Origin of the sequence: Kitasatospora sp. MBT66 (assembly GCF_000710405.2) — a bacterium.
GTDB lineage: Bacteria > Actinomycetota > Actinomycetes > Streptomycetales > Streptomycetaceae > Kitasatospora > Kitasatospora purpeofusca.
Map to the genome: position 1 here is coordinate 1 of NZ_JAIY01000008.1, position 18,920 is coordinate 18,920.

The following is an 18,920-nucleotide window of genomic DNA, read 5'->3' on the forward strand; positions in this document are numbered from 1 at the left end:
GCCGACCGCGCCGATCAGCGCCGCCTTCAGGACGTCCCGCCGGTGCTGGTGCGTGATCCTCGGGAACGGCGCCAGCAGGTAGGCGAAGAGCAGCATGTCGCAGCCGACGGCGATCAGCAGCCCGGCCGCGGTGAGCAGGTAGCCGCCCGAGCCCAGCCCGATCCAGTCGGCGATCCGGCCGGCCAGCGTCGTCCCGGCGGCCGAGGCGCCGAGCGAGACCAGCGAGACCAGGCCGAGGCCGCCGAGGACCAGGAAGTCCCAGCCCTTGCGCAGCAGCGGGTTGCCCTCCTCGTCGGGCAGCTGCCAGATGTCCCGGATCGAGGTCCGCATGGTGTCCACCCAGCCGAGGCCGGAGAGCACCAGCAGGACGCCGCTGACGAGCCCGACCGCCCCCGCGTTGGCCACCAGCGAGGGCAGGTTGAGGGCGTCGGAGATGCCCGGCAGCTGGTCGGAGATCCGCTTCTGGATGTCGTCGACCCGGCTGTCGCTGAGGGTCGCGACGGCGATCGCCAGCGCGACCGTCAGCAGCGGGAAGAGCGCGAGGAAGCCGAAGAAGGTGACCGCGCCGGCCAGTCGGTTGCCACGCAGCGCGGTGAAGTGCTCGTAGGCGCGGTAGGGGCGGCTGCGCAGCACCCGCGTCACGATCGGGCCGATCACCGGGAGGCGGGTCAGAAAGTCCACCGTCCGGTTATACCGGCCCGTCCCCCGAACGGCCGTCAGGCCCGCCGTCAGACCCGCGGCCAGACCGACGGTCAGACCGGCCGTCAGGCCCGCCGTCAGCGTCGGACCATCCGGCGGGCCCGGGCCAGCGCGCGGACCGCCTGGTAGGCGGTGTACCGGCCGTGGCCGAGCAGTTCGGTGCGCAGTGCGGACACCCCGATCGGCGCCCGGTAGCCGGCCGGGCGCAGCCGGGCGCAGTGCTCGGCGGCCCGCCGGAAGAACTCCCGGCGGTCGCCGGGCGGGACCCGGCCGGGCCGGGAGACCACGGTGTTGAGGTGGTGCAGCATCCGGCCGTAGACCACCGGGCGCCAGCGGTCGAGCTCGGGGCGGTCGTCGAGGAAGGCGAAGACCAGGTCGTACTGGCCGAAGACGTCGAAGTGCTTGCGGCTGGCGGTGGCCAGGATGTTGCCGCCCTCCTGGCGCTGCCGGTAGTGGACGCCGACCCGGTCGAGCAGGGTGATGCCGCGGGCGGCGAGCAGCGCCGGGTACGTCCAGGGGGTGTCCTCGTAGTACCCGGCCGGGAAGGTCAGGCCCTGGGCGGTGACGAAGTCGCGGCGGTAGGCCTTGTTCCACACCACCTGGAGCAGTTCGAGCAGTTCGGGGCGCTCGGCGAGGTCGAAGACCTCCCGGGAGGGGGCGCCGAAGACCTTGGCGGAGGCGGCCCGGACGGTCCGGCCGTCCGCGTAGGTGCGGGCGTAGTCGTAGACCAGGACGTCCGGATCGCCGACGGAGCGCAGCCGGTCGTCGACGGCCGTCAGCAGACCGGGGGTCAGGGTGTCGTCGCTGTCGAGGAAGAGCACGTAGTCGCCGGTGGCGACGGCGAGGCCGGCGTTGCGGGCCCGGCCGAGACCGACGTTCTCCGGCAGGTGGAGCACCCGCACCCGGGGGTCCTCGGCGGCGGCCGCGTCGAGCAGCGCGCCGCAGCCGTCCGGGGAGCGGTCGTCCACCGCGATCAGCTCGATGTCCGGACCGTCCTGGCCGAGCACCGAGGCGAGGCACTCGGCGAGGTACTCCTCGACCCGGTAGACCGGGACGATCACACTGAAGCGGGGCATGGCCCCAGGGTAGTGGGCCTGCGCAGGGCCCCCCGGAGGGCCCCCGGCGGGGCCATGGGCCGGGGGTAGGATCGACGCGCACGTACGCACCGAATCAAAGTGCGGTCAGACCCCGAGGGGGCTGCCACGCTCCTTCCCGAGAAAGGCCTGCGTAGCCGATGGCTCCCCGCCTCTCCATCGTCGTCCCGATCTACAACGTCGAGCGCTACCTCGTGGAATGCCTCGACTCGATCGCCGCCCAGACCTTCACGGACTTCGAGTGCGTCATGGTCGACGACGGTTCGAAGGACGACAGCGCCGCCCTCGCCGAGGCGTACGCCGCCAAGGACTCCCGGTTCCGGCTGGTCCGGCAGGTCAACAAGGGCCTCGGCGCGGCCCGCAACACGGGTATCCGGCACATCGACCCGGACGCCGAGTTCCTGTGCTTCGTCGACAGCGACGACTCGATGCCGCCCAGTGCGTACGAGCTGATGATCAACACGCTGGACGAGACCGGTTCGGACTTCGCCACCGGCAACGTGCTGCGCTTCCGCGCGATCGGCTACTACCAGTCCGGCGGCCACAGCCGCCCGTTCGCCAAGACCGTGCTCAAGACGCACATCACCGAGATCCCCTCGCTGGTCACCGACCGCACCGCGTGGAACAAGGTGTACCGCCGCTCCTTCTTCGACGCGGCCGGGATCATCTACCCCGAGGGCATCCTGTACGAGGACGCCCCGGTCAGCGTGCCGCACCACTACCTCGCCAAGAGCGTGGACGTGCTCTCCGAGCCGATCTACCACTGGCGCGAGCGCGAGGTCGGCGAGATGTCGATCACCCAGATGCGCACCAACCCCAAGGGCCTGGTCGACCGGGTCGCCTCGGTCGAGCTGGTCCGCGCCTGGCTGAGGAAGCAGACCGAGCCGCGCTTCGCCGAGTACCTGAAGACCTACGACGAGAACACCCTCGTCGAAGAGATCCCGATGTTCTTCTGGTCCGTCGTGGACGGCGACAAGGAGTACCGGGACGCGTACATCACCAGCGTCAGCCGGCTGCTGCGGGCGATCGGCCCCGAGCAGGTCAAGAAGCTGCGCGCGCCGCTGCGGCTCAAGTACCACCTGACCCTGCAGGGCCGGATCGACGAGTTCGTCGAGCAGATCAAGTACGAGGGCGAGAGCAACGGCGGTGTCGTCGCCAAGGGCCTGCTGCGCCCGTACGCCGACTACCCGTTCCTGCGCGGCGGGCGCAAGAGCGTGCCGGCCGGCCTGCTCAGCCTGCGCAACTCCACCGTCATCCGCAGCCGGCTCTACGACGCGCGCTGGGAGGCCGGCCGGCTGCGGCTGACCGGGCACGCGTACCCGGAGCAGCTGGGCGCGGCCAACAAGCACGACATGGTGCGCACCCTGGTGCTGCGCGAGGCCAAGGGCCGCCGGGTCATCGCCGTGCCGATGAAGACCCAGTACAGCCCCGAGGCCACCGCCACCAACCACCACGACCTCTACAACTGCGACTGGGCCGGCTTCACCGTCGCGCTCGACCCGGAGAAGCTCAAGCACCGCGGCCAGTGGAAGGACGGCAACTGGCGCGTCCTGGTCGCCGGCGCGGGCAAGGGCGGCGTCTACAAGGGCCGGGTCTGGGCCGGCTGGGCGGACACCGCGCTCTACCAGCCCTCGCACTGGGTCGAGCCGGACGTGCGGGTCGTCCCGTTCGTCCGCGACGGCAGCGTCTACCTGCGGGTGGAGAACGCCAAGGTCCGGGTGACCGGGCTGGCCGCGAACGGCGACACGGTCGAGGTGTCCGGCGCCGCCCGCTCCGGCGTCCGGCTGGCCGGGGCCCGGCTGCGGATGACCCACGTGGAGTCCGAGCGCGAGCTGACCTTCCCGGTGTCCACCGGCTCCTCGGTCGGCAGCCTCCAGCAGTTCCACGCCGCCGTGCCGATCGCCGAGCTGACCGAGGTCCGGGAGTCCTGGGCCGAGCTGGACCCGATCGCCGTGGAGCGCGCCCGCGACCGCTGGGACACCACCCTGGAGCTGGCCGACGGCACCACCGCGCCGCTCGTCTGGGACGACCGGAACGCGCCGGAGCAGCTCAACCTGGTGCTGAACCCCGACGCCGCGCCCGAGGAGCGGCGCGCCCTCTACTCCAAGCCCTCCCCCGGCGGCTACCTGCAGTTCCTGGACCAGCTGCTGCAGCCGGTCGTGCACGAGGTGACCTCGCGCGGCGCGGACGGCTTCCTGCTCAGCGGCACCTTCCCGCTGCCCGGCACCCACCGCTGGGAGCTGGTCGTGCGCCACCACTGGGGCGAGGAGCAGCACATCTACCCGGTGGAGATCGCGGACGGCCGGTTCCGGACCGCGCTGCCGGCCGTGCCGACCGCGTCCTTCGCGGGCAACGTGCCGCTGGCCCAGGGCGGCTGGAACGTCTCGTTCCGCCCGGTCGGCGCCGTCTTCCACCCGGACATGGCCTCGTACGCGCTGATCGCGCCCGAGTGCTGGAACAGCCTGCCGCTGGAGGTGGAGGCCCGCGGCAAGCGGATCGTGCTGGAGCGGCGCCACCACGACGGCCTGCAGCTGGAGTCCGAGAACATACTGCTTCCGGAGGAGCGCAGCGGCTGGCGCCAGCGCAAGCTGCGGACGACCGACTACCCGGCCGCCCGCCGGCTGCCGCTGCGCGACACGGTGCTCTACAACGTCGCGCTCGGCGGCCTCTACTCGGACTCGCCGCGGGCGATCCACGAGGAGCTGGTGCGCCGCGAGCTGCCGCTGCAGCACCTGTGGGGCACCGACGACCTGCAGGCGGACCTGCCGCAGACGGCGGGCTCGGTCCGGCTCTGGAGCCCGGAGTGGTTCGAGACCCTGGCCACCGCGAAGTACATCGTCACCAGCGCGCACCTGCCGGACTTCTTCGTCCGCCGGCCCGGCCAGATCGTGCTGCAGACCTGGCACGGCTCGCCGCTGAAGCAGATCGGCCACGACTTCGAGAAGGTCTGGTTCACCGACGCGCACTACCTGAAGGGCCTCGCCAAGGAGGTTCCGAACTGGAGCCTGCTGCTGGCCGGCAGCACCTGGGCCGCCCCGGTGCTGCGCCGCGCCTTCGACTTCAAGGGCGAGATCCTGGAGAGCGGCCTGCCGCGCAACGACGTGTTCTTCGCCGCCGACAAGGAGAAGACCGCCGAGCGGGTGCGCGAGCGGCTCGGCCTGCCCGAGGGCAAGAAGGTCGTGCTGTACGCGCCGACCTGGCGCGAGGACCGGCGCCGCCACTACGGCGGCTACCAGCTGCACCTCCAGCTGGACCTGGAGGCGGCGCAGGCCGCGCTGGGCGACGACCAGGTGCTGCTGGTCCGCCGGCACGCCAACGTCCGCGAGCAGATCCCGGCCGCCGGCAACGGCTACGTCTGGGACGTCAGCAGCTACCCGGACATGGGCGAACTGCTGCTGGCCGCCGATGTGCTGGTCACCGACTACACGGCGGCGACCTTCGACTTCGCCGTGACCGGCAAGCCGATCCTGTTCTTCACCTACGACCTGGCGCACTACCGCGACAACCTGCGCGGTTTCTCGCTGGACTTCGAGGCGGACGCGCCCGGCCCGCTGCTGGCCACGTCCGAGGAGCTGGTGGCCGCGCTCGGCCGGGTGGACGAGATCACCGCCGAGTACGCCGATAAGTACGCGGCGTTCCGCGACAAGTACTGCGACCTGGACGACGGCCACGCCGCCGCCCGGGCGGTGGACGCCATGCTGAGCCGCGAGGCCTGACCGGGAATTCCCGCCCGGTGGAGGGCGCCCGACGCACATTCCGCGTCGGGCGCCTTTCGCATTTCCCGGCCCCTGCATTTCCCGGCTTTCGAACAGGAGTTTCCCGAACGAACTCGCCAGCTAATTCACAGTCAATTCTCAAATTGACCTCGCATACTTTTCCCGGTGAGATGGAAATTCTCGCCGAGAAAGGTCCGTGGAAATGGCTGTCCTCACCCGGTTCGTCCTCCCGCACGCCGCCCCCCGGTTCGGCGACCCGCGCTTCGGCACCCCGCTGCCGGGCGAGGAGGAGCACGCCGCCTTCGGACTGCTGCGCGCCCGCTGGTCCTCCCGCGGCCTGGAGCTCACCGGCTTCGCCCGCCCCGACGACCGGTCCACCGCCCGCCCCGGCTCGGCCTGGACCTGGCTGACCCTGCGCGCCGACCACCTCGGCACCCCCCTCCACCTCCCCACCAGGCCCCGCCGGCTCCCCGAGATCACCGACGACAGCGCCCAGCCCGAGCACAACCACGACTGGGCCGGCTTCACCGCCCTGGTCGAGCCGCGCCGGCTGCGCACCGCCGACGGCTGGCTGCTCGGCGACTGGACCGTCGAGGCCACCCTGTTCACCCTCGCCCGCCCCACCCGGCTGCGCCGCCAGTACGGCGGCCTCGCCCCGCACTGGTGCGGCTCCGGCGAGTACCCGCCCGCCCGCTGGGTCGACCACGACGTGCGGCTCCAGCCGCACTTCGCCGACGGCCGGCTCGCCGTGCGGCTGGAACGCCCCGCCGCCCGCCTCACCCGGGCCGTCCCCGGCCCCGACGGGATCGAGCTGCACCTCACCACCGCCGGGCCGCTTCCGGACCGGACCGCGTTCCGGCTGCGCCACCGCGAGAGCGGCACCGTCCTGATCCGGCCCGCCACCGGCACCGGGCGGACCCGCGGCGTCCTCCTGCCGTACGCGCCGTTCACCGCCGACGGGCGCGGCGCCGGCGAACTGGAGCACTGGGACGCCGCGTTGGTCCACCCCGACGGCACCGCCGAGCCGCTGGTCCTGGACGAGCGCGGCGGGCCGGTCTCCGGCCAGCACCCGCTGCCCGGGGCCGAGGACCGGGCCCTGCACCTCAAGCACCTCGCCGACGGCCGGCTCCAGCTCTGCGTCCGGCCCGCCGCCGGCTGGGTCGAGCGGCTCACCACCCGGGCCGGCGGCTTCGAACTCACCGGCCACTGCCCCACCGACGGCCCGCTGGAGCTCGTCCTGCGGCACAACGGCACCGGCGGCGAGGTCCGCCACCCGGTCCGGACCGGCCCCGGCCGGCGGTTCACGATCCGGCTGCCCGCCACCCGCACCGGCTCCGACGGCACCGCGCTGCCCCTGCGCAAGGGCCTGTGGGAAGCCACCCTGGAGCCCGTCGGCCGGCCGGGACCGGCCCGACCGCTGACCGCCTCGCCCGCCGTCCTGGCCGCGCTGCCCGCCGCCACCCTGGCCGGCGGCAAGCGGATCCTGCTGGAGCGCCGCTGGCACGACACCCTGCTGCTGGACTCCACCCCCGTGCTCACCGCCGCCGAGCGCAGCGCCTGGACCCAGGCCCGCCAGCGCACCGCCGGCTACCCGGCCGCCTGCCGCGAACCGCTGCGCGAGGCCGTGCTCTACGACGTCTTCGGCGGCCGCGGCTACGCCGACTCACCGCGCGCCGTGCACACCGAACTCGCCCGCCGCGGAACGCCGTTGGAGCACCTGTGGGTGGTCGACGACGCCCAGGCCGAGCTGCCGCCCGGGGTCCGCGCCGTCCGGGTCTGGAGCCCCGAGTGGTACCGGGCGCTGGCCACCAGCCGCTACCTCGTCGGCAACACCCACTTCCCGGACTTCCTGCGCCGGCGCCCCGGCCAGGTGGTCGTGCAGACCTGGCACGGCGCCCTGCTCAAGCGGATCGCCCACGACGTCGAGAACCCCTGGCTCGCCGACCACGGCTACCTCGCGGCCCTCGACCGGGAGACCCCGCACTGGAGCCTGCTGCTCTCCCCCAGCCCCTTCGCCACCCCGATCCTGCGCCGGGCCTTCCGCTACCGGGGCGATATCCTGGAGTCCGGCTACCCGCGCAACGACGTGCTGGCCCGCCCCGACCCGCGCCGGGCGGCCGCCGTCCGGCGCCGGCTGGGGATCCCGGCGGGCCGGCGGGTGGTGCTGTACGCGCCGACCTGGCGGGAGGACCGGCCGCGCCCGGACGGCGACGGCTTCCGGCTAGACCTGCGGCTCGACCTCGACCGGGCCCGGCAGGCGCTCGGCGGGGACCACGTGCTGCTGCTGCGGCCGCACGCGCACGTCCGCGAGCCGCTCACCGGCACCGGGGACGGCTTCGCGATCGACTGCGCCGACTACCCGGACGTCCAGGAGCTGCTGCTGATCGCCGACGTCCTGGTGACGGACTACTCGTCGATCCTGTTCGACTTCGCGGTCACCGGCCGGCCGGTGCTGTTCTTCACCTACGACCTGGCGCACTACCGGGACGGCCTGCGCGGCTTCGCCTTCGACTTCGAGGCCCAGGCCCCGGGACCGCTGCTCGACGACTCGGCCGCCCTGGTCACGGCGCTGCGCGCGCTCGCGGACGGCGGCGACGGAGCTGACGGACTGCCGGCCGGGTACGCCGAGCGCTACCGGCGCTTCCGGGACACCCACTGCGTGCTGGACGACGGCGCCGCGGCCCGCCGGGTGGTCGACCGGATGCTGGAGCTCGGCGCCCGCCCCGGGGGTCAGCAGAAGGCGTAGGAACGCCAGGGCCGCCAGACCTCGTCGACGTCGAAGCGGGAGAGGCTGAACCCGGGGACCGGGAACGCCGCGTGGAAGGACCGGGCCTGCTCCTGGGCCCGGTCGAGCACGTGCTCCTCCAGACCGTGCGCCACCGTCACGTGCGGGTGGTACGGGAACGCCAGCTCACGGGCCAGCGGGCCGGAGCGGACGTCCGCCTCCAGCAGCCGGCACTCCCGCTCGCCCTCCTCCACCCGGACGAAGACCACCGGGGAGACCGGGCGGAAACTGCCGCCGCCGCGCAGCACCATCCGGAACGGCCGGTGCGCGGCGGCCACCGCCGCCAGGTGCTCCTCGATCTTCGGCAGCGCCTCGGCCGGCACCTCGGTGGGCGGCAGCAGGGTGACGTGCGTGGGTATCGACCGGGCCAGCGGATCGCCGTGCCCGGCCCGCGCGTCCTGGATCGCCGTGCCGTACGGATCCGGGACAGTGACGGACACGCCGATGGTCAGGAACTCGGGGAGCTCCTGACCACCGGGCAGGCTCGTCAGCGGAATCACCGCGCGGAGGCCGGGAGGAAGCCGATCCGGTCGTACACCGTGGCCAGCGTCTCGGACGCCACCGCCCGGGCCTTCTCGGCGCCCACCGCGAGGGCGCGGTCCAGCTCGGCCGGGTCGTCCAGGAAGGTCCTGGTGCGCTCCTGGAAGGGCAGCACCCACTCGGTGAAGAGCTCGGCCAGCTCGGTCTTCAGGGCGCCGTACATCTTGCCCTCGAAGTGCGCGACCAGCTGCTCGATCGACTGGCCGCTGAGCGCCGAGTGGATCCGCAGCAGGTTGGAGACGCCGGCCTTCTCCTGCTCGTCGTAGCTGACCACGGTGCCGGTGTCGGTGACGGCGCTCTTGAACTTCTTGGCGCTGGCCTTCGGCTCGTCCAGCAGGCTGACCAGGCCCTTGACGGAGGACGCGGACTTGCTCATCTTGACGGCCGGGTCCTGGAGGTCCTGGATCTTCGCCGTCTCCTTGAGGATGTACGGCTTCGGGACCGTGAAGGTCGGGCTGTAGCGGGAGTTGAAGCGCTCCGCGAGGTCGCGGGTGATCTCCACGTGCTGGCGCTGGTCCTCGCCGACCGGGACGGCGTCCGCCTGGTAGAGCAGGATGTCCGCGATCTGCAGGATCGGGTAGGTGAACAGGCCGACGGTGGTGCTGTCGGCGCCGTACCGGGAGGACTTGTCCTTGAACTGGGTCATCCGGGAGGCCTCGCCGAAGCCGGTGAGGCAGTTCATCACCCAGGCGAGCTGCGCGTGCTCGGGCACGTGCGACTGGACGAACAGGGTGCAGTGCTCCGGGTCCAGACCGGCGCCGAGCAGCTGCGCGGCGGAGATCCGGGTGTTCTGGCGCAGCGTCGCCGGATCCTGCGGCACGGTGATCGCGTGCAGGTCGACGACCATGTAGAAGGCGTCGTTCTCCTTCTGCAGGTCGACCCACTGGCGCACCGCGCCCAGGTAGTTGCCGAGGTGGAAGGAACCGGAGGTGGGCTGGATGCCCGAGAGCACCCGGGGACGGTCCTTGACCGGACCAGTGACCGCTGCGTTGACCATGCGGGCCATTGTTCCAGTTCCACCGACCGGTCAGGAAACCTCCTGCCCCGGCGGTTCCGCCAGTGTGACCGCACTCACCCTCACCCGGGCGATCCGCCGGCCCTCCAGCTTGGCCACCGTCAGCAGCACCTCCTCGCCGGGACCGGCCGGGATCCGCACCCGGTCGCCGTCGGCGGGCAGCCGGCCGAGCGCGGCGACCAGGCAGCCGGCCACCGTCTCGTACGGGCCCTCGGGGAGGGTGACGCCGGTCTCCTCGACGAAGTCGGCCAGGTTGAGCAGGCCGTCGAGCTCCACGCCGCCGCCGGCCAGGCGGCGGGTCGGGGAGGACTCCGGGGTGTCGTACTCGTCGCGGATCTCCCCGATCACCTCCTCCACCAGGTCCTCCAGGGTGACGATGCCGGCGGTGCCGCCGTACTCGTCGACCACGATCGCCAGGTGGTGGCCCTCCCGGCGCATCTCCCCCATCGCCTCCAGCACCCGCTTGGTGCCGGGCAGCAGCTTGATCGGGCGGGCCAGGTCACGGACCTTGGCGGCCCGTTCGCCGCGCACGCCGTAGAGGTCGCGGACGTGCACGAAGCCGGTCACCGCGTCGTAGCTGCCCTCGATCACGGGGTAGCGGGAGTGCGGAGAGGAGTCCGCCTGGGCGCGGACCTCGGCGAGCGGGCGCTCGGCGTCCAGGAAGGTCACCTCGGTGCGCGGGACCATCACCTCGCGCAGTTGGCGCTCGCCCGCGGCGAACACATCGGCGATCAGCGTCCGCTCGTCGTTCCCGAGTTCGGTGTTGGCGGCGACCAGCCCGCGGAGCTCCTCCGAGCTCATCGAGCCCCGGCCCGCGGTCGGGTCGCCGCCGAGCAGCCGGACCATCAGGTCGGTGGAACGGCCGAGCAGCCAGATCGCCGGGCGCAGCACCACCGACATGACGTCGACCACCGGCGCCGCCAGCAGGGCGATGGAGTCGGCGCGCTGGAGGCCGATCCGCTTCGGGGTGAGCTCGCCGAGCACCAGCGAGACGTAGCTGATCACCAGGGTCAGCCCGACCAGGGCGGTGGCGTCGGCGACGCCCTCGGACAGCCCGGCCCGGACGAACAGCGGGGCCACCTTGCCGGCCAGGGTGTCGGCGCCGAACGCGGCGGAGAGGAAGCCCATGCAGGTCACGCCGACCTGGACGGCCGCCAGGAAGCGGTTCGGGTCGGCGGCGAGGTGCGCGGCCCGGGCCGCCCGCCGGGTGCCGCGTGCCTCCAGCGTCCGGATCTGTCCCTCGCGCAGCGAGATCAGCGAGATCTCGGCGACGTTGAACAGGCCGCCCAGGACGATGAAGACGAGGACGAGCGCGGCGTCCTCGATGGTTTCGTTCACAGCGGGCCAGTGTAGGGCGACGGCCCGCCGCCCCCGCGGAACGGGGACGACGGGCCGTCGTGGAGGCGTCGGGGCCGGCTCAGATGAGGCCGAGCTCCTGGACCGCGTCGCGCTCCTCGGTCAGCTCCTGGACCGAGGCGTTGATGCGGCCGCGCGAGAAGTCGGAGATCTCCAGGCCCTGGACGATCGAGAACTCGCCGTCCTTGGTGGTGACCGGGAAGGAGGAGATCAGGCCGGCCGGGACACCGTAGGAGCCGTCGGAGACGACACCCATCGAGGTCCAGTCGCCCTCGGCGGTGCCGTTGACCCAGGTGTACACGTGGTCGATGGCGGCGTTGGCGGCCGAGGCGGCCGAGGAGGCGCCGCGGGCGTCGATGATGGCCGCGCCGCGCTTGGCGACGGTCGGGATGAAGTCGTTCTCCAGCCAGGCCTGGTCGCTGCCGACGGCCTCGAAGGCCGGCTTGCCGGCGATCTCGGCCTGGAAGATGTCCGGGTACTGGGTGGCGGAGTGGTTGCCCCAGATGGTGACGCGCTTGATGTCGGAGACCAGGGCGCCGGTCTTCAGCGAGAGCTGGCCGACGGCCCGGTTGTGGTCCAGGCGGGTCATCGCGGTGAAGCGCTCGGCCGGGACGTCCGGGGCGTTGCGCTGGGCGATCAGGGCGTTGGTGTTGGCCGGGTTGCCGACCACCAGGACCTTGATGTCGTCCGCGGCGTTCTCGTTGATGGCCTTGCCCTGCGGGCCGAAGATGCCACCGTTGGCCTGCAGCAGGTCGCCGCGCTCCATGCCGGCGGTGCGCGGACGGGCGCCGACCAGCAGCGCGACGTTGGCGCCGTCGAAGGCCTCGGCCGGCTTGTCGGTGATGGTGATGTCGCGCAGCAGCGGGAAGGCGCAGTCCACGAGCTCCATGGCGGTGCCCTCGGCGGCCTTGAGGCCCTGCGGGATCTCCAGGAGGCGCAGGTTCACCGGGACATCGGCGCCGAGCAGGTGGCCCGAGGCGATGCGGAAGAGCAGCGCGTAGCCGATCTGGCCGGCGGCTCCGGTGATGGTGACATTGACGGGGGTGCGGGTCATTTCTACCTTCTCCAGCAAATCGCCAGGTGCCCCAGGCACGTCGGCGCGCTGGAGCCGAGGACGGTCTCTCGACATCGAGAGAACCGGCGTCAGGGTATCGCAAAGGGAAGCGTACGCCGCGGCCGCGGTCGTGACTGCTCGGTCACAGACGATGACGGCCCCCCGCCCGGGCGTCGGGCGGGGGGCCGGCAAGGGGTCCCGGTCAGCGGCGCGGACGGCCGGTCAGCGGCGCGGACGGCCGATCAGCTGGCCGATGTTGTCCAGCAGCGGGAGCTCCAGCCAGGGGTTCGGCTGGGCCATCAGGGTCAGCAGCACGATCGACAGGCCCAGGAACGTCAGCACGATCACATCGGTGAAGCGGCTGCGCACCGCCAGCATGCCGACCTCCGGCAGCACCAGCCGGAGCAGCGCGCCGAGCAGCACACCGCCGCCGACGATCAGCAGCCCGTACTTGAAGCCGTCCTGGAAGTCGGCGAACCAGGTGACCGCGAGACCCGCCGCGACCACCAGCAGGACCACCGTTATCGGCCACTGCCGGACCGGCAGCGCGTGGTCGCGCCCGAGCGCGGCCGCCGAGCCCTCGGGGGGCAGGGTGCCGGTGGTCTTCACCGGCCTGCGCCTGGTCCGGCGCGGTTCGCTCATGGCTTCCCGTCCTTCGGGGTCGTCGATCGGATGGGTCGGCGCCGGGCCGGGCCCGGTGGGCCCGGAGGCTCGGCGGCCGGACGCGGTGGTCAGGCGCCGGCGCGGCGCTCGGCCGCCACCACGATGTTGTTGAGCAGCATGGCGCGGGTCATCGGGCCGACGCCGCCCGGGTTCGGGGAGATCCAGCCGGCCACCTCGGCCACGTTGGGGTGCACGTCACCGACGATCTTGCCCTCGCTGCGGCTGACGCCGACGTCCAGCACGGCCGCGCCGGGCTTGACGTCCTCCGGCTTGACCAGGTGCGGCACACCGGCGGCGGCGACGATGATGTCGGCCTGGCGCAGGTGGTGGGCGAGGTCGCGGGTGCCGGTGTGGCAGAGGGTGACGGTGGCGTTCTCGCTGCGGCGGGTGAGCAGCAGGCCGATCGAGCGGCCGACGGTCACGCCCCGGCCGACCACGACCACCTCGGCGCCGTCGATCTGCACGCCGTGGCGGCGCAGCAGCTCGACCATGCCGAGCGGGGTGCAGGGCAGCGGGCCCTCGATGCCCAGGGCGAGGCGGCCGAGCGAGGTCGGGTGCAGGCCGTCCGCGTCCTTGTCCGGGTCCATCAGCTCCAGGACCGGGTTCGGGTCGAGGCCCTTGGGCAGCGGCAGCTGGACGATGTAGCCGGTGCAGGTCGGGTCGGCGTTGAGCTCCCGGACGACGTTCTCGACGTCCTCCTGGGTGGCGGTGGCGGGCAGCTCGCGCTGGATCGAGGCGATGCCGATCTCGGCGCAGTCCTTGTGCTTGCCGTTGACGTACCAGCGGCTGCCCGGGTCGTCGCCGACCAGGACGGTGCCGAGGCCGGGCGTGATGCCCTTGGCCTTGAGGGCCGCCACGCGGGTGGCGAGTTCGGACTTGATCGCGGCCGCGGTCGCCTTGCCATCGAGAATCTGCGCAGTCATGACCCCATTCTCCCGGATCGGCGCGGGTGTCCGTGCCATCGGTCCCGGGCCTCGGACGGATGCCTCGGGGTGGGCCCCGGCTGGGGCCGGGCACTGTCCGGGCAGGGAGCGGGAAGGGGCCCGAAGGGGGCCGCGGGGGCGTTCCGGGCCGGGGCCGGACGGATGCGGAACGTTCGGCTCTTATTGCGGTTGCGCCACAGTCCGGCCCGAGGCGTGAACGCGGCTGGACACGGTACTGCCGTCCGGTCGACGATAAGCAGGCATTCCCCGCCGCATCCGGCCCGGTGACGGGCCGACGGACAGACCCGGCGGGGCGTACTCGGGGGAAGAACGAAGTGAGCCGACCAGACCGCACCGCGCCGACGACCGACCGCCGACGCGGGTTGCCGCGCGCCACCGGGCCGTCCCGGCTCCCGTTCGCACACTTCCCACGGCCCTGAGCGGGCGCGCGCACCGGTCGGCCCACGCCCCCGGTGTCAGTGTGCTCCGCTAACGTCCCGTCCGACCGGCTACCCGTCCAGCCGGCCCGTTCCGGGGCCTCCGCTGTCCCGTCCCCACTTGTCCCCATCTGCCCGGAGGCATCGATGAGCTACCCGCCCGACCCCAACAACCCGTACAACCAGCCCCAGCAGCCCCAGCAGCCCGGCTACGGCTACCCGCAGCAGGCGCCGCCGGCCGCCGGCTACGGCTACCCGCAGCAGCCCCCGCAGCAGCCGGGCTACGGCGTGCCGCAGCAGCAGGCCTACGGGTACGCGCCGGCGCCGGGGACCCTCCAGGCGAACAACGGCTACATCAACATCGCCCAGCTCGGCACCGTCAAGCTGGCGACCATGGGCCAGCGCTTCCTGGCCCGGCTGATCGACGGCCTGGCCGTCGGCGCGATCATCGCCCTGGTCATGGCCCTCGGCCTGGCCGGCACGCTCGGCATCGTCAAGGACGCCGACGACTGCTCGAAGTACACCTACCCGAGCTCGGCCTACAGCAACTGCCTCCAGGACCAGACCGACGCCGCGAGCGGCGTCTTCGCCACCATGATGATCATGATCGCCGTGCTGGCCGTGTTCAACCTGCTCTACGAGTGGCTGCTGGTCTCCTTCGCCGGCGCCACCCTGGGCAAGATGGCCATGGGCCTGCGCGTGGTCAAGGAGAGCACCGGTCAGAACCCGGGTCTGGGCGGCGGCTTCATCCGCTTCATCATCCCGATCGTCGGCGCGTTCCTCTGCTACATCGGCGCGCTGCTGGTCTACCTGTCGCCGTTCTTCGACAACTCCGGGAAGCTGCAGGGCTGGCACGACCGTGCCGCCGGGACCCTGGTGATCAAGAAGTAACGCGGTACCCCGTACGACGGAACGGCCCGGCCCCCTCGGTGGAGGGAGCCGGGCCGTTCCGTCGTTCCGTGCTGTCGTTCCGTGCTGTTCAGCGACGTGCCGTGCGGCGCCGTGCCGCCGGCCGAGGCGTCAGTGGAAGAAGTGGCGGGTGCCGGTGAAGTACATGGTCACCCCGGCCTCGGCGGCGGCCGCGACCACCTCTTCGTCCCGGATCGAGCCGCCGGGCTGGACGATCGCCCGCACGCCGGCCGCGATCAGGATCGCCGCGCCGTCCGCGAACGGGAAGAAGGCGTCGGAGGCCGCGTACGAGCCCTTGGCCCGCTCGCCGGCCCGCTCCACCGCGAGCTTGCAGGAGTCGACGCGGTTGACCTGGCCCATGCCGACGCCCACCGAGGCACCGTCCTTGGCCAGCAGGATCGCGTTGGACTTCACGGCCCGGCAGGCCCGCCAGGCGAACGCCAGCTCGGCCAGCTCGGCCGGGGACAGCGCCTCGCCGGAGGCCAGGGTCCAGGTCGCCGGGTCGTCGCCCTCGGCGTGCACCCGGTCGGCGTCCTGGAGCAGCACGCCGCCGGAGACCGGGCGCACCTCCTGGCGGTTGGCCGGGGCCTCGGGGGCCAGCAGCACCCGCAGGTTCTTCTTGCGGGCCAGCACCTCGACGGCGCCGTCCTCATAACCGGGGGCCACCACGACCTCGGTGAAGATCGGGGCGATCTGCTCGGCCAGCGCCACCGTGACCGGGCGGTTGACCGCGATCACACCGCCGTACGCGGAGACCGGGTCGCACTCGTGCGCCTTGCGGTGCGCCTCGGCGACGTCCGCGCCGGTCCCGATGCCGCACGGGTTGGCGTGCTTGATGATCGCGACGGCCGGCTCGGCGTGGTCGTAGGCGGCGCGGCGGGCGGCGTCGGTGTCGACGTAGTTGTTGTACGACATCTCCTTGCCGTGCAGCTGCCGCGCGCCGGCCAGGCCGCCGCTGCCGTCGGTGTACAGCGCGGCGCCCTGGTGCGGGTTCTCGCCGTAGCGCAGCACGTTCTGGCGCTCGTAGGCCGAGCCCAGGAAGGCCGGGAAGGCGTCCTCGGTCTCCGTGTAGCCGGACTCCTCGAACCAGTTGGCCACCGCGACGTCGTAGGCGGCGGTGTGGGCGAAGGCCTGGGCGGCCAGCCGCTTGCGGGTCAGCAGGTCGAAGCCGCCGCCCCGGACGGCCGTCAGCACGTCCTCGTAGCGGGCCGGGTCGACCACGACGGCCACCGAGGGGTGGTTCTTGGCGGCGGCGCGGACCATGCTCGGGCCGCCGATGTCGATCTGCTCGACGCACTCGTCCGGGGTGGCGCCGGAGGCGACGGTCGCCTTGAACGGGTAGAGGTTCACCACGACCAGGTCGAAGGGCTCGACGCCCAGCTCGGCCAGCTGCGCGCGGTGCGACTCCAGCCGCAGGTCGGCGAGGACGCCGGCGTGCACGCGGGGGTGCAGGGTCTTCACGCGCCCGTCCAGGCACTCCGGGAAGCCGGTCAGCTCGGAGACCTCGGTCACCGGGACGCCCGCGGCGGCGATCCGGCCGGCGGTCGAGCCGGTGGAGACGATGGCGACCCCGGCGGCGTGCAGGCCCTGGGCCAGCTCCTCCAGACCGGTCTTGTCGTACACGCTGATCAGCGCGCGGCGGATCGGCCGGACGTTCTCGGAGACAGGGGGCGTGGTGGGAGCGGCGCTCATGCCGGAATCCATACCTTTCGGTCCTCGATGCGGTGACCCTCGCGGGCCAGCCGGCCCACGACGTCGACGAGCAGCTTGCGCTCGACAGTCTTGATGCGTTCGTGCAGCGCCTCGCCGCCATCGGCGTGGTCGGCGTCGTGGACCTCCACGACGCCCTGCGCGATGATCGGCCCGGTGTCGACGCCGGTGTCGACCAGGTGGACGGTGCAACCGGTGACCCTCACCCCGTACGCCAGCGCGTCGGTGACGCCGTGGGCTCCGGGGAAGGAGGGCAGCAGGGCGGGGTGGGTGTTGACGATCCGTCCGGCGAAGGCCTCGACGAACCGGGGGCCGAGGATCTTCATGAACCCGGCCGTGACGACCAGGTCCGGCTCGTACCCGGCGACGGAGGCGGTCAGCGCGCGGTCCCAGTCCGCCCGGTCCCCGTGGTCCTTCACCCGGTGCACGAAGACCGGCAGGCCGGCCCGCTCGGCGCGCTCCAGCCCGGCGATGCCGTCCCGGTCCGCGCCCACGGCGAGGATCTCCGCCCCGTACGCGGGGTCGGCGACGGCGTCGATCAGCGCCTGGAGGTTGGTGCCGGAGCCGGAGACCAGCACCACCAGACGGGCCGGTCCGGGAGTGCGGGGCGGGAAGAGCTGAGCGGGGGCGGCGGCCACTGCGCGATTCTCCGTAGGTCGGGCGCCGCCCGCTGGTACATCCACCGGCGGTGGGGCCACTACGAACGGCAGGTCGAGCGGGGAGGAACTCCAGGAGAACCCGCCGCGACGCGGGCCCCGGGGAACCCGTGGGAGCTGCTGACCGTCACCACCATAACGGCTGGTCGGACGGCCTCCGAAACACCGTCCGGGGCTACGCGCGTAGCTGAGACCGGGATCTCGCCGGCCGTCCGGAGCCGGGCCCGGGCCGCGGCCGACCGCCGACTCCCGGGCCGCAGGACGTGCCCGGACCCCCCACAGGGGCCTGCGGGAACATAGGGTGGCGCGGGCACCCGCCCCACCGACCGAGAAGGAATGGCCGAACCATGAGCAGCGGTGACGACACCGGCGAGCGCAACCCCTTCGCGCCGCCGCCGGCGGATGCCCCCGAGCAGCCGTGGCGCCCGCGCGCTCCCCAGCCCACCGGCGACCCCGAGCGGCCCGAGGGCCAGGAGGGCGACCCGGACGACCGTCCGCTCGTCCCGCCGCCCCACCCGTGGAGCCCCGGCTACCAGGGCGGCGGCTGGAACCCCCGCCCGCCCGCGCCGCAGCCGCCCCGGCTCGACCCGAACGACCCCGCCCAGCGCAAGGCCCGCAACGCCGCGCTGGCCGGCATGGCCGCGCTGGTCTGCGCGTTCGCCGCGCTGCACTACGTGGCCCTGTTCGTCGGCGCGCTCGCCATCGTCTGGGGCGTCTCCGCGATGCGCTCCCCCCGGCCCGCCGCCACCGAGGGCGGCACCCCGGCGACCGTCGGCACCGGCACCGGAACCGGCACTGGCGCCGGCACTGGCGCCGGCACGCAGAACCCGCTCACCCCGGCCGCGCTGGCGGGCGTCCTCACCGGCGCGATGACGGTGGTCTTCGTCTCCTCCGTCCTCGGTCTCGCGCTGTACTACAACGACTACGTGACCTGCGTGCAGGACTCGCTGACCTCCAGCGGCGCCGACGGCTGCGACCGGCTCGCCCCGCAGTGGTACGTGGACATCACCAAGAAGAGCGACTGAGCCGGATCACCGCGCGGGGCCGCCGGGAGCACCGGGAGCCGTGGCGGCGGCGGCTCCGGGAGCCGTCGGGACACCGGGGGCTCCCGCCAGGCGGGTGACCGCGCCGTACGCGCGAGCGCGCAGCAGGAGTGCGCCCCGGCGGGCGGTCACGGCGAGCGCCCCCGGGACGAGGGGGACCCCGGACCGCCAGGACCTGCCCGGGCCGCCCGCCGCCGTCCGCAGCGCCCGGGACCGCGCCAGCACCGCGACCGGGCCGGACACCACCGCGACCCAGCCCGCCGCCGCGACCGCCGTCCACCACGGCACCGGACCCAGCCACGCCATCCGGCCCGCCCCCA

The 18,920-nt window shown here is 73.1% G+C and carries 14 protein-coding genes and 1 pseudogene; 4 read left to right on the forward strand and 11 right to left on the reverse strand.

Annotated features, from left to right (window positions below; translation table 11 throughout):
- Positions 1-681 (reverse strand): YihY/virulence factor BrkB family protein (locus BI06_RS21220; RefSeq protein ID WP_043470697.1); only part of this gene is annotated, 681 nt, incomplete at its 3' end.
- A gap of 95 nt (positions 682-776) precedes the next feature.
- Positions 777-1,775 (reverse strand): glycosyltransferase, encoded by a 999-nt coding sequence (locus BI06_RS21225; protein ID WP_030393378.1) that lies wholly within the window; start codon positions 1,773-1,775, stop codon positions 777-779.
- A 158-nt stretch (positions 1,776-1,933) separates the two neighbouring features.
- Here BI06_RS21225 and BI06_RS21230 point away from each other — a divergent pair, with 158 nt between their 5' ends.
- Both BI06_RS21230 and BI06_RS21235 read left to right on the forward strand, forming a co-directional pair.
- Complete coding sequence (locus BI06_RS21230; RefSeq protein WP_030393377.1) at positions 1,934-5,509, forward strand: bifunctional glycosyltransferase family 2 protein/CDP-glycerol:glycerophosphate glycerophosphotransferase; 3,576 nt, start codon at positions 1,934-1,936, stop codon at positions 5,507-5,509.
- Between the two features lie 202 nt (positions 5,510-5,711).
- The gene (locus tag BI06_RS21235) at positions 5,712-8,255 is read left to right on the forward strand and encodes a CDP-glycerol glycerophosphotransferase family protein (RefSeq protein ID WP_051741559.1); all 2,544 of its coding nucleotides are present in this window, start codon (positions 5,712-5,714) and stop codon (positions 8,253-8,255) included.
- Here the strand turns inward: BI06_RS21235 and BI06_RS21240 are convergent.
- The 6 genes from BI06_RS21240 to BI06_RS21265 all read right to left on the reverse strand — a co-directional run bounded on the left by BI06_RS21240 (position 8,240) and on the right by BI06_RS21265 (position 13,845).
- Entirely contained in the window at positions 8,240-8,794 is a 555-nt protein-coding gene (locus BI06_RS21240; protein WP_233290250.1) for a 2'-5' RNA ligase family protein, read from the reverse strand. The genes BI06_RS21235 and BI06_RS21240 overlap by 16 nt on opposite strands.
- Positions 8,791-9,831 carry a tryptophan--tRNA ligase gene (gene trpS, locus BI06_RS21245; RefSeq protein ID WP_063764198.1) on the reverse strand — a complete coding sequence of 347 codons (1,041 nt, stop codon included), beginning with the start codon at positions 9,829-9,831 and terminating at the stop codon, positions 8,791-8,793. The genes BI06_RS21240 and trpS overlap by 4 nt, the downstream gene beginning before the upstream one ends.
- Before the next feature lie 30 nt (positions 9,832-9,861).
- Positions 9,862-11,187 (reverse strand): hemolysin family protein, encoded by a 1,326-nt coding sequence (locus tag BI06_RS21250; protein WP_030393373.1) that lies wholly within the window; start codon positions 11,185-11,187, stop codon positions 9,862-9,864.
- Between the two features lie 79 nt (positions 11,188-11,266).
- Positions 11,267-12,259 carry a malate dehydrogenase gene (locus tag BI06_RS21255; RefSeq protein WP_030393372.1) on the reverse strand — a complete coding sequence of 331 codons (993 nt, stop codon included), beginning with the start codon at positions 12,257-12,259 and terminating at the stop codon, positions 11,267-11,269.
- Between the two features lie 222 nt (positions 12,260-12,481).
- The gene (locus BI06_RS21260; protein WP_037779666.1) at positions 12,482-12,901 is read right to left on the reverse strand and encodes a DUF3017 domain-containing protein; all 420 of its coding nucleotides are present in this window, start codon (positions 12,899-12,901) and stop codon (positions 12,482-12,484) included.
- Between the two features lie 89 nt (positions 12,902-12,990).
- Positions 12,991-13,845 carry a bifunctional methylenetetrahydrofolate dehydrogenase/methenyltetrahydrofolate cyclohydrolase gene (locus BI06_RS21265; protein ID WP_030393370.1) on the reverse strand — a complete coding sequence of 285 codons (855 nt, stop codon included), beginning with the start codon at positions 13,843-13,845 and terminating at the stop codon, positions 12,991-12,993.
- A gap of 584 nt (positions 13,846-14,429) precedes the next feature.
- Between BI06_RS21265 and BI06_RS21270 the strand changes: the two genes are divergently transcribed.
- The gene (locus BI06_RS21270; RefSeq protein ID WP_030393369.1) at positions 14,430-15,173 is read left to right on the forward strand and encodes an RDD family protein; all 744 of its coding nucleotides are present in this window, start codon (positions 14,430-14,432) and stop codon (positions 15,171-15,173) included.
- A 129-nt stretch (positions 15,174-15,302) separates the two neighbouring features.
- Here the strand turns inward: BI06_RS21270 and purH are convergent, their stop codons facing one another.
- Positions 15,303-16,883 carry a bifunctional phosphoribosylaminoimidazolecarboxamide formyltransferase/IMP cyclohydrolase gene (gene purH / locus BI06_RS21275; protein ID WP_030393368.1) on the reverse strand — a complete coding sequence of 527 codons (1,581 nt, stop codon included), beginning with the start codon at positions 16,881-16,883 and terminating at the stop codon, positions 15,303-15,305.
- A complete protein-coding gene (gene purN, locus BI06_RS21280) occupies positions 16,880-17,539 on the reverse strand; it encodes a phosphoribosylglycinamide formyltransferase (protein WP_030393367.1) in 660 nt (219 codons plus the stop codon). Before purN ends, purH begins: the two co-directional genes overlap by 4 nt.
- Positions 17,540-17,904: 365 nt before the next feature.
- On the opposite strand from purN, the gene BI06_RS21285 reads away from it, so the two are divergent.
- Positions 17,905-18,582: a DUF308 domain-containing protein gene (locus tag BI06_RS21285; RefSeq protein ID WP_051741561.1), complete on the forward strand. Its 678-nt coding sequence runs from the start codon at positions 17,905-17,907 to the stop codon at positions 18,580-18,582.
- Between the two features lie 6 nt (positions 18,583-18,588).
- Here BI06_RS21285 and BI06_RS21290 read toward each other — a convergent pair.
- Positions 18,589-18,920 (reverse strand): annotated as a pseudogene (locus BI06_RS21290) (hypothetical protein); the annotation flags it as partial.

Bases quoted from the DNA above. Each gene is read 5' to 3' on its own strand.
- BI06_RS21225 (WP_030393378.1), bottom strand. From the start codon at position 1,775: ATGCCCCGCTTCAGTGTGATCGTCCCGGTCTACCGGGTCGAGGAGTAC.
- BI06_RS21230 (WP_030393377.1), top strand. From the start codon at position 1,934: ATGGCTCCCCGCCTCTCCATCGTCGTCCCGATCTACAACGTCGAGCGC.
- BI06_RS21235 (WP_051741559.1), top strand. From the start codon at position 5,712: ATGGCTGTCCTCACCCGGTTCGTCCTCCCGCACGCCGCCCCCCGGTTC.
- trpS (WP_063764198.1), bottom strand. From the start codon at position 9,831: ATGGTCAACGCAGCGGTCACTGGTCCGGTCAAGGACCGTCCCCGGGTG.
- BI06_RS21255 (WP_030393372.1), bottom strand. From the start codon at position 12,259: ATGACCCGCACCCCCGTCAATGTCACCATCACCGGAGCCGCCGGCCAG.
- BI06_RS21260 (WP_037779666.1), bottom strand. From the start codon at position 12,901: ATGAGCGAACCGCGCCGGACCAGGCGCAGGCCGGTGAAGACCACCGGC.
- BI06_RS21265 (WP_030393370.1), bottom strand. From the start codon at position 13,845: ATGACTGCGCAGATTCTCGATGGCAAGGCGACCGCGGCCGCGATCAAG.
- BI06_RS21270 (WP_030393369.1), top strand. From the start codon at position 14,430: ATGAGCTACCCGCCCGACCCCAACAACCCGTACAACCAGCCCCAGCAG.
- purH (WP_030393368.1), bottom strand. From the start codon at position 16,883: ATGAGCGCCGCTCCCACCACGCCCCCTGTCTCCGAGAACGTCCGGCCG.
- BI06_RS21285 (WP_051741561.1), top strand. From the start codon at position 17,905: ATGAGCAGCGGTGACGACACCGGCGAGCGCAACCCCTTCGCGCCGCCG.